This is a genomic window from Aeromonas sp. L_1B5_3 (assembly GCF_963866575.1).
Classification (GTDB): domain Bacteria; phylum Pseudomonadota; class Gammaproteobacteria; order Enterobacterales; family Aeromonadaceae; genus Aeromonas; species Aeromonas jandaei.
The window spans coordinates 31,017-44,414 of record NZ_CAWMDN010000111.1; the positions used below are offsets into that span (position 1 = coordinate 31,017).

General features: G+C 54.7%; 8 protein-coding genes. 6 read left to right on the forward strand and 2 right to left on the reverse strand.

Translation table 11 applies throughout. The annotated features are described in order from the left end of the window. Positions 1 to 2,355: a DUF262 domain-containing protein gene (locus AACR93_RS09415; protein WP_197077949.1), complete on the forward strand. Its 2,355-nt coding sequence runs from the start codon at positions 1 to 3 to the stop codon at positions 2,353 to 2,355. Positions 2,356 to 2,501: 146 nt separating this feature from the next. Here the strand turns inward: AACR93_RS09415 and uvrD are convergent, their stop codons facing one another. Then, positions 2,502 to 4,673, reverse strand: a complete 2,172-nt coding sequence (gene uvrD, locus AACR93_RS09420; protein WP_043850596.1) for a DNA helicase II — start codon at positions 4,671 to 4,673, stop codon at positions 2,502 to 2,504. 508 nt (positions 4,674 to 5,181) lie between these two features. Here uvrD and AACR93_RS09425 point away from each other — a divergent pair. From AACR93_RS09425 to AACR93_RS09440, 4 genes are all read left to right on the forward strand, one after another. Beyond that, positions 5,182 to 6,180: a BMP family lipoprotein gene (locus tag AACR93_RS09425; protein ID WP_033115676.1), complete on the forward strand. Its 999-nt coding sequence runs from the start codon at positions 5,182 to 5,184 to the stop codon at positions 6,178 to 6,180. Between the two features lie 91 nt (positions 6,181 to 6,271). After that, a complete protein-coding gene (locus AACR93_RS09430) occupies positions 6,272 to 7,837 on the forward strand; it encodes an ABC transporter ATP-binding protein (protein WP_041209785.1) in 1,566 nt (521 codons plus the stop codon). Continuing rightward, positions 7,837 to 8,952, forward strand: a complete 1,116-nt coding sequence (locus AACR93_RS09435; RefSeq protein WP_043850597.1) for an ABC transporter permease — start codon at positions 7,837 to 7,839, stop codon at positions 8,950 to 8,952. The genes AACR93_RS09430 and AACR93_RS09435 overlap by 1 nt, the downstream gene beginning before the upstream one ends. A gap of 2 nt (positions 8,953 to 8,954) precedes the next feature. After that, positions 8,955 to 9,920: an ABC transporter permease gene (locus AACR93_RS09440; RefSeq protein ID WP_043850598.1), complete on the forward strand. Its 966-nt coding sequence runs from the start codon at positions 8,955 to 8,957 to the stop codon at positions 9,918 to 9,920. A 172-nt stretch (positions 9,921 to 10,092) separates the two neighbouring features. On the opposite strand, the gene AACR93_RS09445 is transcribed toward AACR93_RS09440, so the two are convergent. After that, on the reverse strand, positions 10,093 to 12,078 hold the full coding sequence (locus AACR93_RS09445; RefSeq protein ID WP_043850599.1) for a bifunctional 2',3'-cyclic-nucleotide 2'-phosphodiesterase/3'-nucleotidase: 1,986 nt from the start codon (positions 12,076 to 12,078) through the stop codon (positions 10,093 to 10,095). A gap of 346 nt (positions 12,079 to 12,424) precedes the next feature. On the opposite strand from AACR93_RS09445, the gene AACR93_RS09450 reads away from it, so the two are divergent. Further along, positions 12,425 to 13,372, forward strand: coding sequence for a hypothetical protein (locus tag AACR93_RS09450; protein WP_042029566.1), 948 nt, complete (start codon positions 12,425 to 12,427; stop codon positions 13,370 to 13,372). Positions 13,373 to 13,398: the final 26 nt, after the last annotated feature.

A 13,398-nucleotide genomic window follows, 5' to 3' on the forward strand; every position in this document is an offset into this window, starting at 1 on the left:
ATGAGTAATAGTTTTAATAGAATATTTAAAGAAAACTTAAAGATAAATATGCGTTCTATTTCTGTTAAGACCTTGTTGAGCGACAGGAATTTATCTAGAATTGATTACAAGCCATATTATCAGCGAAATTATGTGTGGGATAACTCCAAAGCTACATTTTTTATTGAAAGCGTATTCCTTGGCACGGATATACCACCGTTAATACTTTTTAAATCTGGTAAGAAAGTCGAAGTTATAGATGGACGTCAGCGTTTTGAAACTTTAAAAAGATTTAAAGAAAATAGTTTCAAATTGACTGGGAATGGGCTTGTTGACCTTAAGATTTTAAAGGACCATAACTTCAATGAGTTGAAACCAGAAATTAAGGATATATTTCTGGATACAAAAGTTCGGCTCTTTGAATTTGAAGTAGTAAATGAGCCTGAACTTTCTCCAGACATTGAAGATAAAATTAAAAAAGAAATATTTCGCCGCTATAATACAGGTATAACACCAATATCGTCAGCAGAGCTTGATAACGCCCGATATGATGATGATCCTCTAAGTCATGTAATAAAAGAAAGCATTGAGTCAGACCATGCTTTTACTGAAGCAATAACTGCATGCTTTTTCAGTAATAGAAAAGGGAGTGATCTCCAGCTATCTAGTATCACGGATTTCATCCGTCGTTATATTATAATGCCTGAATTCCCAATCTATTCATATGCAAGTAGTGGAAGTCGAACAGATATTAGAGAATTATTGTATCAGTTCACATGTGAAAAAATAGAAGATCATAATGATTATTTTTTGGGCTTTAAGAAATTACTATGTGAAATTATTGATATTCATGCCAAGATAATAGCCAACAATCCTAATTTAAATAACAAGCTGATTTACGAGAGTCTTCTTTGGGGATTCACGCTTTTGACTAGAGAGGAGATTGATTACAAAATCGATGAAAAAACAATTAGCGCTATCGTTGACTTCATGAATGCTAATTTGTCATATTTTTCGTTGGAAGATGCTCATTATTATAAAAATATAGTTGAGAGATTTGAAAAAACAGCTCAATTCTTCTCGACAACATTTAGCGTTAACCTGTCTGGTTATATCAAGGATGAAGATTTTAAAGATACAGTCAACAGCTTAAGGCAAACTGAATCTGATGGTTTGACAAAAATGAATGCTTTAGAGAAGTTGCGTTTTTTGAAGCCAGAGCCATCCTCAGAGCCTATTGAAGAAATAATATCTGATCTTAATACCAATAGATATATGATTAGGCCATCATATCAACGCCAAGAAAGAATAAACATAATTAAAGCGTCGGCAATTATAGAGAGCATTTTGTTAGGGGTTTACCTTCCCCCAATTTTTATATTTAAAAACAAAGATGGTGTGAAAGAGGTTATTGATGGGCAGCAACGCCTTCTTTCGATACTTGGCTTTATGGGAAAGCAGTATTTAAATGAGAGTGGACGACAAGAGTATTCAAAGAACAATAACTTCTCTTTGAAAGGGCTAAAAGTTCTTACTGAGTTGAATGGATGCAAATTTAGTGATTTGTCTCCTTCCTTATCAGAAAAAATATTTGATTTTGACCTCACTATAATAGAAATAGACTATAAGATTAACGAAAACTTCGAGCCTGTGGATCTTTTTATAAGGTTAAATAACAAACCTTACCCAATAAAAGAAAATTCGTTTGAAATGTGGAACTCGACAGTCAATAAAGACATAATAAAAACTATAAAAGATATCGTAAATGATAATGTGTCGTGGTTTTATGTTCGTAAAACTAATGAAGATAGATCACAAGACCGAATGGATAATGAGGAGATGATAACTGTCCTATCTTATCTTGATCGGGCTAGGTCAACATCTAATAACCATAATGGCGTTGAGTTCTATCTCAAACAAGATAGATTAAACTGTCGGATTAAAAATAAGTCTGCTATAACTGCATTCCTTAATGGGCTTGATTCAAATCCCATTATTAAAGAAGAGTTCTATTTGTACATTACAAGAACCAAAAGATGTATTGCATTAATCAAGAAAATGCTTCAACTCGAATTCAATGCTCTTGATGACACTTCATTGGATACTAGTTTAAATAATATGCTCAACGTTAAAAATGTACGAGCGTTTAGACGAAATCTTCAGGATGTATATATTCTATGGATTTTGATGAGAGATTTAAATGAAGATACGGTCATGCACTATTACTCTGAGTTAATACGAGATATCGGAATATTGTTATCGAAAATGAAAAATACCGAAAATGTTAAAGTTGATGAGGATTATATGATCAATTTTAATCAAGCTCTAGTTGAGATTAATACCAAATATACTAATTATATGAATAGCAACAACTAGTCGTGTAATCGGTCATAATGCCATTATGATGTTTTACAGCGGAATTTTTGATTATTATTGCTGAACAAAATAATTGGACAAATATAAAAAAGGAGCCTATGGCTCCTTTTTTATTGGGAAAGTGACCAATCTAAAGGGGCTTTACCCTACAGCGCTTCCAATCTGGCATAGGCCGTTACTAGCCACTTGGCGCCGACGTCGTCGAACTGGATCTGCACCCGGCTCTGCTGGCCGACCCCTTCGAAGTTGAGCACGATTCCTTCGCCGAATTTCGGATGGAGCACCCGCTGGCCGAGCTTGATGCCGCTGGCGTCGAAGCTCTGCTGCACCTCGTTCTGGCTAAAGCGGCCGTACTGGGTGGGGCGGCTGACCTGAGTACGCAGCCGGATCTCTTCCAGACACTCGGCGGGCATTTCGCGGATAAAGCGGCTCGGCTTGTGGAACATCTCGCGGCCGTAGATGCGGCGACTCTCGGCATAACAGATGTAGAGCTTCTCCATGGCGCGGGTCATGCCGACGTAACAGAGGCGGCGCTCCTCCTCCAGCCGGCCCGACTCTTCGGTGGATTGCTGGCTGGGGAACATCCCTTCTTCGACGCCGACCAGCAGCACCAGCGGGAACTCCAGACCCTTGGCGCTGTGCAAGGTCATCAGCTGTACCGCGTCGGCATATTCGTCCGCCTGATTCTCGCCGGACTCCAGCGCCGCGTGGGCGAGGAAGGCGGAGAGATCGCTCATATCTTCCAGCTCGTCCGGGCGCTGGTACTGGCGGCAGGCGGTGACCAGTTCGTCCAGGTTCTCTACCCGCGCTTGGGATTTCTCGCCCTTTTCTGCCAGATACATCGCCTTGAGGCCAGAGTTCTGGATGGCGATATCCGCTTGCTGGTGCAGCGGCAGCATGGCGACCTGCTCCTCCAGCGCGTCGATCAGCTCGACAAAGCCGCGCACCGCATTGCCGGCGCGACCGGTCAGCACCTTGTCGTTGAGCAGGGCCTTGGCCGATTGCCACAGGTTGAGCCCCTGATCGCGGGCGTTGCCGCGCAGGATCTCGAGGGTGCGATCGCCGATGCCGCGAGTCGGGGTGTTGACCACCCGCTCGAAGCTGGCGTCGTCGCCACGGTTGTTGATAAGCCGCAGGTAGGCCATGGCGTCCTTGATCTCTTGCCGCTCGAAGAAGCGCAGGCCGCCGTAAATGCGGTAGGGCATGGCGTCCTGCATCAGCGCCTCTTCCAGCACCCGTGACTGGGCGTTGGAGCGATAGAGGATGGCGCAGTCGGCCAACAGGCCGCCCTTTTCCTTCCAATCCTTGAGACGGCCGACCACAAAGCGCGCTTCGTCCACCTCGTTGAAGGCGGCGTAGAGCGAAATCGGCTCACCCTCGGCCCCTTCGGTCCACAGCTCCTTGCCAAGACGCTCGGCGTTGTTGGCGATGACGCTGTTGGCGGCCTTGAGGATATTGGCGGTGGAGCGGTAGTTCTGCTCGAGGCGAATGGTCTCGGCGCCCTGATAGTCGGTCAGGAAGCGCTGGATGTTCTCGATCTTGGCGCCGCGCCAGCCGTAGATGGACTGATCATCGTCGCCGACGATCATCACCTTGCCGCTGTTGCCCGCCAGCATCCGCAGCCAGGCGTACTGGATGCCGTTGGTATCCTGAAACTCGTCCACCAGGATGTTCTGGAAGCGGTCGCGGTAGTGCTCGAGGATGTGCGGTTTGTTGAGCCACAGCTCGTGGGCGCGCAGCAGCAGCTCGGCAAAATCCACCAGACCGGAGCGATCGCAGGTCTCCTGATAGGTCTTGTAGATCTGCTGATAGGTGCGGGTGACGGGATCGCCGTAGAGGTCGATGTCGCCGGGGCGCAGCCCCTCGTCCTTCTTGCCGTTGATGTAGCCCATCACGGCGCGCGGGGCCCAGTGCTTCTCGTCCAGATTGAGCGCCTTGAGCACCCGGCGGATCAGCCGGTACTGGTCGTCGGAGTCGAGGATCTGGAAATCCTGCGGCAGGCCGGCATCCAGATGGTGGGCCCGCAGCAGGCGGTGGGCGATGCCGTGGAAGGTGCCGATCCACATGCCGCGCACGCCGTCGCCGATCACTTTTTCGACCCGGCCGCGCATCTCGGCCGCCGCCTTGTTGGTAAAGGTGACCGCGATGATGGAGAAGGGTGAACAGCGTTCCACCTGCATCAGCCAGGCGATACGGTGCACCAGTACCCGGGTCTTGCCCGAACCGGCACCGGCCAGCACCAGCAGGTTGCTGCGGGGCGCCGCAACGGCATCTCTTTGCTTGTCGTTGAGCCCGTCGAGCAGGGTTGAAACGTCCATCACCACTCCTGTTTATTTATACAGGCGGCGATTATACGGCCATCCCCCCGTCAGACCAACTGCAAACTCCGCACGACGGGCAGGTGAGGGGAGTCGGGCAGGGCGACTGCGGCGGTTTCTGGTTGGCAAAATGGTTGCGGAGAGGGGATGGTTTCCAGCTGTAGCCAGTGGCCGGATGGTGCGCCGCGCGGTTATTTTGCGAGCCGGATCACGGGGCGATGGGTGGGGCGGATGCCCAACCGGGGAAAACGGTTTAGAGTAACCAATTGAACAATAAGAAAAATGTCGTTTGGGTCTCTGAATTGTCAGCATAAACAACTGAAAAATAGCTAAAAAACAACTGCTTATAAGGTTATTTGCTTATAATTCAAACCGTTAACGCAAACGTTTTTCCCTTATCATTTGCTTGACCCGCACCGGGGCTGACTTAGAGTAACCCTGCGTGCTAGATGACCCGCTTCGGCGGGCAAGCAAGTTCCCTCACTTAATAACAATCAAGGATACGATCGTGACTAAAGTGCTCAAACTGGCCACCGTGGCCTCCCTCACTCTCGCTGCTCTCTCTGCTCAGGCTGCTTCCGAGCCGGCCGTGATCTATGACACCGCGGGCAAGTACGACAAATCATTCAACGAAGCCGTGTTCCGTAACGGCGTCGAGCTTTACAACAAGGACAAAGGGGTAAAGGTCAAAGAGTTTGAGCCCCAGAACGAAGCCCAGCGTGAGCAGGGTCTGCGTCGTCTGGCCAGCCGTGGCAACGGCCCGATCGTGGCGGTCGGCTTCAACATGGGTTCTGCGGTAGAGAAGGTTGCGACCGAATTCCCGAAAACCCAGTTCACCATCATCGACATGGTGGTCGACAAGCCGAACGTACAGTCCGTCATCTTCAAGGAGCATGAAGGTTCCTTCCTGGTGGGTGCACTGGCTGCCATCGCCTCCAAAACCGGCAAGGTCGGTTTCGTGGGTGGCATGGACATCCCGCTGATCCGCAAGTTCGAGTGCGGCTACGAGCAGGGCGCCAAGTACGTCAATCCGAAGATCGAAGTGTTCCAGAACATGGCGGGCTCCACCCCGGCCGCGTTTGCTGACCCGGCCAAAGGTGCCGAGCTGGCCAAGTCCCAGTTCGCCAAGGGCGCTGACGTGGTTTACGCCGCAGCCGGCGGTACCGGTATCGGTGTCTATCAGGCAGCCAAGGACAGCGGCAAGTTTGCCATCGGCGTAGACTCCAACCAGAACCACCTGCAACCGGGCACCATGCTGACCTCCATGGTCAAGTCTGTGGGTCTGGCTGCTTACCAAACCTGGGATGACGCGGCCAAGGGCCAGTGGAAACCGGGTATCAAGAACCTGGGTCTGGCCGAAGGCGGTGTGGATTGGGCGCTCGACAAGGACAACGAGAAGCTGATCACTCCGGAGATGAAAGCCAAGGTGGATGCCATCAAGGCCGAGATTATTTCAGGCAAGGTCAAGGTTCATGACTACATGAGCGACAATACCTGCAAATACTAATTAGATAGTTGCTGCTACGACTCTCAACGCACCGACCGGCCCGCACGGGCCGGTTTTTACAGTCTTATTTCATGAAACGCAGGGCTGCATCATGGACCAGACAGATCGCTATGCCATCGAATTAAGAGGTATCGATAAGCGGTTCGGCGAAGTGTACGCCAACAAGCTGATCGACCTTAAGGTTCGGAAAGGCAGTATTCACGGCATCGTTGGCGAAAACGGCGCCGGTAAATCCACCCTGATGAGCATCATTTACGGCTTCTACCATGCCGATAAAGGCGAGATGTTCATCGACGGGAATCCTTTCAAACCCCACGGTTCACAAGATGCGATTGCCGCAGGCGTGGGCATGGTGCACCAGCACTTCATGCTGGTGAACAACTTTACGGTTTTGGAAAACGTCATCCTCGGCGCTGAAAATGGCTGGCACCTTCAGCAGAGCGTGGCGTCGGCAGAGAAGCTGCTCGGCGAGCTGGCGCGGGACTATGGTCTCGAAGTGCCGCTGCACGAGAAGGTGGAAGATCTGCCGGTGGGCCTGCAACAGCGGGTCGAAATTCTCAAGGCGCTCTATCGCGGCGCCCGCATCCTGATCCTCGACGAGCCGACCGGGGTACTCACCCCGCAAGAGGCGGATCACCTGTTCAAGGTGCTGGAGAAGCTGCGGGATCAGGGGGCGACCATCATCCTCATCACTCACAAGCTGCGCGAGATCCTGGCCATCACGGATCAGGTCTCCATCATGCGCCGCGGCGAGATGGTGGCGCACGTTGCCACCAAGGATACCGACAAGGAACAGCTGGCCGAACTGATGGTGGGCCGCAAGGTGCGCCTCAAGGTCGACAAGGGGCCGACCCAGCCGGGCGAAGCCAAGCTGAAGGTCGAGGGGCTTAGCTACTTCGACGCCAGCAAGGTGGAGCGGGTCAAGTCGGTCAGCTTCGAGGTGCGCGCCGGTGAAGTGGTTGGCATCGCCGGGGTCTCCGGCAACGGCCAGTCCGAGCTGCTCAGCCTGCTTGGCGGCATCATCAAGCCGAGCAAGGGCGGCTTTACCATCAGCAGCCGCAGCGGCGTGCACAAGGTGAGCGCCGATCATGCGGCCGATCCCGAGATGGTGCGCAACTTCGGCCTCGGCCATGTGCCGGAAGATCGCCACAAGATGGGTCTCATCAACCGCTTCGAGGCGAAAGAGGCCTTTATCCTCGGTTATCACCGCCGTCCGCAATACAACAAGGGGTGGCTGCAGAACAAGGAGGCGATCCAGCAGGATTGCCAGGCCAAGATGGAGAAGTGGGACGTGCGCCCGCCCCATCCCGACCACAAGACCGCCAACTTCTCCGGTGGCAACCAGCAGAAGCTGGTGATCGCCCGTGAAGTGGAGCAGGACCCGGATGTGCTGTTGATTGGCCAGCCGACCCGCGGGGTCGACATCGGTGCCATCGAGTATATCCACCAGCAGATCATCGCCATGCGCGACAAGGGCAAGGCGGTGCTGCTGGTCTCGGTCGAACTGGACGAGATCATGAGTCTCTCTGACCGCATTCTGGTTATTGCCGACGGTCGCATCGTCGGCGAGCTGGATGCCGCCAAAGCGGACGAGCGCACTATCGGCCTGATGATGGCCAACATAGTGCCGGATGAAGTTGCCAAGGAGGCCCACTGATGAGCCAAGTACGTATCCCTGCCTGGGTCTCCGTGGGCGTCGTGTCTGCGGTCAACATCCTGCTGGCCTTCCTGGTGTCGGCCATCCTGTTCTACTACCTCGAGATCAACCCGGTCGATGCCGCCAAGATTATGTGGTACGGCGCGTTTGGCACCGGTGAAGGGTTTGGCTTCACCCTCTACTACGCAACCGGCTTTATCTTCACCGGTCTGTCGGTAGCGGTCGCCTTCCACGCCGGTTTGTTCAATATCGGCGGTGAAGGTCAGGCCTATATCGGTGGTCTGGGGGTCGGTCTGGTCTGTCTGACCCTCGGCGATGTGCTGCCGTTCTCCCTGCTGTTGCCGCTCTCCATCGTTGCCGGTGGTCTGTTCGGTGCGGCCTGGGCCTTTATTCCGGCCTGGCTGCAAGCCAAGCGCGGCAGCCACATCGTTATCACCACCATCATGTTCAACTTCATCGCCGCCTCGCTGATGGCCTATCTGCTGGTGGAGGTGTTCAAGCCGCCCGGTTCGATGGCGACCGAGAGCCGGGTGTTTGCCGAAGCGAGCTGGCTGCCCAAGATGACCGGGCTGGCGAGCCTGTTTGGCGTCGAGATGCCGAACAGCCCGCTCAATATCAGCTTCTTCTGGGCGCTGATCTGTGCGGCGATGGTGTGGGTCTTTATCTGGCACACCCGCTGGGGCTACGAGATCCGCTCGGTCGGCGCCAGCCAGAGTGCCTCCGCCTATGCCGGTATCTCCTATCCCAAGGTAGTGATCCTGGCGATGGTCATCTCCGGCATGCTGTCGGGCTTCTTCGCCCTCAACGTGCTGCAGGGTGAGCTGCACCAGATCAAGCTCAACTTCGTGGAAGGGTTCGGCTTCACCGGTATCGCGGTGGCGCTGATGGGGCGCAACCACCCGGTCGGCGTCATCATCGCCAGCCTGCTGTTCGGTTTCCTCTATCAGGGGGGCGCCGAGCTCAGCTTCGAATTCGGTGTCGACCGCAACATCGTCGTGGTGTTGCAGGGTCTGGTGATCCTGTTCTGTGGCGCGCTGGAGCACATGATGCGTCCGCGCATCGAGCAGCTCTATCTGGCGTTTGCCAACCGCTCTGCGCAAGTCAAGGGGGCCTGATCATGTTTGAAATTCTGATCCTGATGCTGGATGCCACCATCCGTACCGCGCCGCCCCTCATTCTGGCCGCCATGGCCGGCATGTTCTGCGAGCGCTCCGGGGTGGTCAACATCGCGCTGGAAGGCAAACTGCTGGCGGCGGCGTTCGCCAGTGGTGCGGCGGCGGCGGTCTCCGGTTCCGCCTGGGTGGGACTGGGTGCCGGGATTGCCATCTCGGTGCTGTTTGCCCTGATGCACGGCTTTGCCACCATCACCCACCGCGGTGATCAGGTGGTGAGCGGGATGGCCATCAACATTCTGGCGGCCGGTCTGACTGTGACGCTGGGTCGTTACTGGTTCGATCAGGGTGGCCAGACGCCGGCGCTCTCCGGCGATGCTCGCTTTGCTCCCATCGACTTCCCCTATGCCAAGGAGCTCTACGATGTGCCGGTGATTGGCCAGCTCTACAGCGAGCTCTTGAGCGGCCACTCCCTGCTGGAGTACGTGGCGTTCGCCTGCGTACCGCTGGCCTGGTGGGTGATGTTCCGTACCCGCTTCGGTCTGCGGCTGCGGGCGGTGGGTGAGGCACCGGCAGCGGTCGATACCGCCGGTATCTCTGTGGTGCGGATGCGCTACACCGCGCTCCTCATCGGCGGCCTGCTGGCCGGTATCGGTGGCACCTATCTGGCGGTGGCCCAGACGGCCCAATTCATCCCCAACATGAGTGCGGGCAAGGGCTTTATGGCACTGGCGGCGCTGGTGTTCGGCAAGTGGCGCCCCTGGAATGCCATGGCTGCCTGCCTGCTGTTCGGCTTCCTCGATGCGGTCGCCATCCGCCTGCAAGGGGTCAGCATCGGTGGCTTCGCCATTCCGGTGCAGGCCATCGAGGCACTGCCCTACATCCTGACCGTGTTCCTGCTGGCCGGCTTTATCGGCCGCGCCGTGGCGCCGAAGGCACTTGGTACACCCTATGTGAAGGAGCGGGAGTAGCGCCCTTAAGCGCGATATTCCCGACCACACAGATAACAGCAGGCCCACTTCGGTGGGCCTGTTTTTTTATGGCTGCTGCTGCGTGGATACTGTGGCCGCCTTGCCGGGTGGGCTGGAAATAAAAAAGCCCCCTCATACGGGAGGGGGCTTGGCCGGATGGTTGGTTTCTGACTCAGGGGACCAGCTTGTAGACACCAAAGCCGGGGTGCTTGGGATCGCTGGCCGGCAGGGTCTCCACATAGTTCAGCTTGCCGCCGGTCAGGGCTTGCGCCTCGCTGCGCGGAGAGCTGTAGATACGCAGATCCAGCGTGCCGGGCAGAGGGGCCAGCTGCCAGTTGTTGTCTGCCGCTGGCGTGAAGCCGCCCGGATTGTTGGTGGCCAGCAGCTTCAGATACTCGGAGAGTACTTCGCGTGTTTCGAAGGGATCTTCATGGACGATCACCTTGCTGTTGATGCCCGGGAAGTTGCCACCGCCGCTGGCGCGGTAGTTGTTGGTCACCACATAGAACATCTGGGCCGGATCGACCGGTTGCCCCTGATAGGTGAGATCGGTGATGCGGTAGCTGTCGCTCACCTTGTTGCCATCCACGTCGTAGCGGGCCGCCTTGGTCACATCGACCTTGTAGTTGACCCCGTCGATGACATCGAAGTTGTAGGTGCGGTACTTCTCGTTGACCAGCCACTGGGTTGCGGGATTGGCGGGGTCGATCTTGTTGAACTGGACGGCGCTCTTCTCCAGCCACTCCTTGACGGTGGCACCGTTGATGGCCACGACCTGCAGGGTGTTGGGGTAGACATAGAGGTCGGCCACATTGCGCAGGGAGATATTGCCCGCCGGCACATAGGTGAAATCGGTCGGGCCATTGCGGCCCCCGCGGAACGGTGCGGCGGCAGAGAGGATCGGCCACTTCTCCTTGAGCTGACCATCCTGCTGCAACTTCTTGGCGTGCCAGAGCTGGGCATCGCTGACGATCTGGATGGAGGGATCATCCTGTACCAGCGCAAAGAAGCTGTGGATGGGTTGGGTAATCTTGCTGAGCGGTTCATCCAGCCACTGGTTGGCCTGCTCGTGCTCGGTGATGACCTGATCGACCACCGCCTGATCTTCCACGCTGGTGGCGCTGCTGTCGATCTTGCGCAGCTGTGCCTGGCTGGAGCTGACTTGCCAGCGACCATCCTGCCAGGTCATATGCAGGTCGATGATACCGAGGTGGTTGCCCCATACACCGGGCATGACAGCCGGTACGCCCGCCAGGGTGCCCTTGTCGTTATCCACGTCGGTCATGTTGGGGTAATCACCCGGGAAGGTGCGGTGGGCGTGGCCCAGCAGCAGGGCGTTGACCCCTTTCACCTTGGCCAGCGGCAGAGCGGCGTTCTCCATCAGCGGCTCGCGCGGGTCGCCAATGATGCCGGTGTGAGCGACCACCACTACGATGTCGGCGCCTTTGGCCTGTATCTCGGGCACATAGTGCTCGGCAGTCTCGACCATATCGGCCACCACCACCTTGCCCTCCAAATTGCGCTTGTCCCACTGGGTGATCTGGGGCGGTGTCAGGCCGAGTACGCCAACCTTGATGGTTTGGTTGTTGCCGTTGGCATCTTTCACCTGACGATCCAGCAGCACATAGGGTTTGAACTTCTGCTTGCTCCAGTCGATGGTGCCCTTGCCATCGCGACTGAAGGCATCGGCCTCGAAGACGTTGGCGTTGATATAGGGGTAGTTGGCCCCCTTGAGCGTCGCGGCGAGGAAATCGAGCCCAAAGTTGAATTCGTGGTTACCCAGGTTGCCGACATCATAGTTCAGGGTGTTCAGCGCCTTGATGGCGGGGTGAGTCTGCTTGCTCAGCCACTGCTGTTTGACCTGCTGGTCGTGGATGTAGTCGGCCAGCGGGGTGCCCTGAATCAGATCGCCGTTATCGATCAGCAGGTTGTTGGCGTTTTCTTCGCGCGCCTTGCGGATCAGCACTGCAGTGCGGGAGAAGCCGAGTGAGGCATCCGGCTTGTTCTGGTAGTAGTCATAACCCAGCAGGTTGGAGTGGATATCCGAGGTCTCTATCAGCCTCAGGTTGACGTCACCGGGAGCCTGAGAGTTGTTGTCGTTGCAGCCGGACAGCAAAAGAATAACGGCCACTGCGCTCAATTTGAGAGTGGTTTTCATGGGTAGGGTTCTCTTTGTTATGGGAATTGCCAGCATCGGGCATTTTATCGGCGACCAAAGAGGGTGGCTGTGAGCCTGCTAACACTCCCGACTAAGATGGCTCCTATCAATAGAGCTATGGGTCTGATTTGGCAGTTTTTTCCAATTTTTCTCGCCATGCGTGACGCCTTGTATTGCTGCGGTTTCGCTAAAAAGGGTGGGGTAACTGGATCTTTTTTGGGGCCTTTTTGCTCGTCTGTAATGGTTGGTTACAGATCTCCATTCGACTGCCGAGTGACCTCTCAATTAAATTCAGCGCCGATTTATTGCACCTCTAATTACAAAGCAATCGCAAGGAACAACAACCATGAGAATGTGTAACAAGGCGCTGCTGGCTTTGGCCTGCACTGCAGCTCTGTCCGCCTGTGATGGCGAAAAAGCTGCCAACAGTATTGCCAAGCGCCTGCCGCTGGATCTGCCGGAGGTTGGTGTTCACGAAGCCAACCTGCTGGGTCGGGACAAAGATGGCGCCCCATTGAAGATGATTGCCGGCGCCGAGGGATTTGCTCTGGTCTATCCCGAGCGGAACAAAGAGCAACGCTGGGGCGTTTGGGCCGAGATGGAAAAGAATGACACGGCTTCCCAATGGCTGGGCAAAACCGGTAAAGATGCCGATAAAGATGGCATCTACCCCATTTCGGTGATTCGTGACTCCGAGCGAGGTCTCACGCATTCCGGCAGCTCGGAAAGCAATTATCATCTGATCTCCTTCAAGGAGCAGGAGGTAGTCAACCTCAAGGGGCAGACCGAAAAGCTCAGAGCGTTTGACTTTGCCACCAACGGTCTCAAGTTTGGCGACAATACCGAAATTTTTGCCGGGTGGCGTGGCCAGATCTCCACTCGGAAACTGGCTTCACTCTCGATTGAAAATGGTGCCCGTTGGAGCGAGGCGGACTATAAAGGCGAGACCGACGCTATGGTCGGGGATATCAAGACCAGCAACAACAGCGGTGCATTGACCGTTGAAATTCAATTCCCCTACCATGGTTGCACTCTGGTGGGCACAGGTACCGCGAGCGCAGGACTGAGTGCGCTGACGTTTACCGGATTTGCGGATCCCAAGTGCAACTTCAACAGAGAGATGGTCGGTGCTGGCTATATTGCCGATAAGTGGCTCAAGGGGCTGAAGGCCGCCAAAAATGGTGAGATTGCCTACTCCACAGTGATAAAGCACCCGCAAACCAGCAAAGAGACTCTGGTGATCGGCTTCCCCGAGATGAATGGTTTTGTACTGATGGCTGACAAGCAGCCTTAATGACTTCCACATGTTTTCCTCTCCGT

Coding starts and splice junctions, on each gene's coding strand:
- AACR93_RS09415 (WP_197077949.1), top strand. CDS start 1: ATGAGTAATAGTTTTAATAGAATATTTAAAGAAAACTTAAAGATAAAT.
- uvrD (WP_043850596.1), bottom strand. CDS start 4,673: ATGGACGTTTCAACCCTGCTCGACGGGCTCAACGACAAGCAAAGAGAT.
- AACR93_RS09430 (WP_041209785.1), top strand. CDS start 6,272: ATGGACCAGACAGATCGCTATGCCATCGAATTAAGAGGTATCGATAAG.
- AACR93_RS09435 (WP_043850597.1), top strand. CDS start 7,837: ATGAGCCAAGTACGTATCCCTGCCTGGGTCTCCGTGGGCGTCGTGTCT.
- AACR93_RS09440 (WP_043850598.1), top strand. CDS start 8,955: ATGTTTGAAATTCTGATCCTGATGCTGGATGCCACCATCCGTACCGCG.
- AACR93_RS09445 (WP_043850599.1), bottom strand. CDS start 12,078: ATGAAAACCACTCTCAAATTGAGCGCAGTGGCCGTTATTCTTTTGCTG.
- AACR93_RS09450 (WP_042029566.1), top strand. CDS start 12,425: ATGAGAATGTGTAACAAGGCGCTGCTGGCTTTGGCCTGCACTGCAGCT.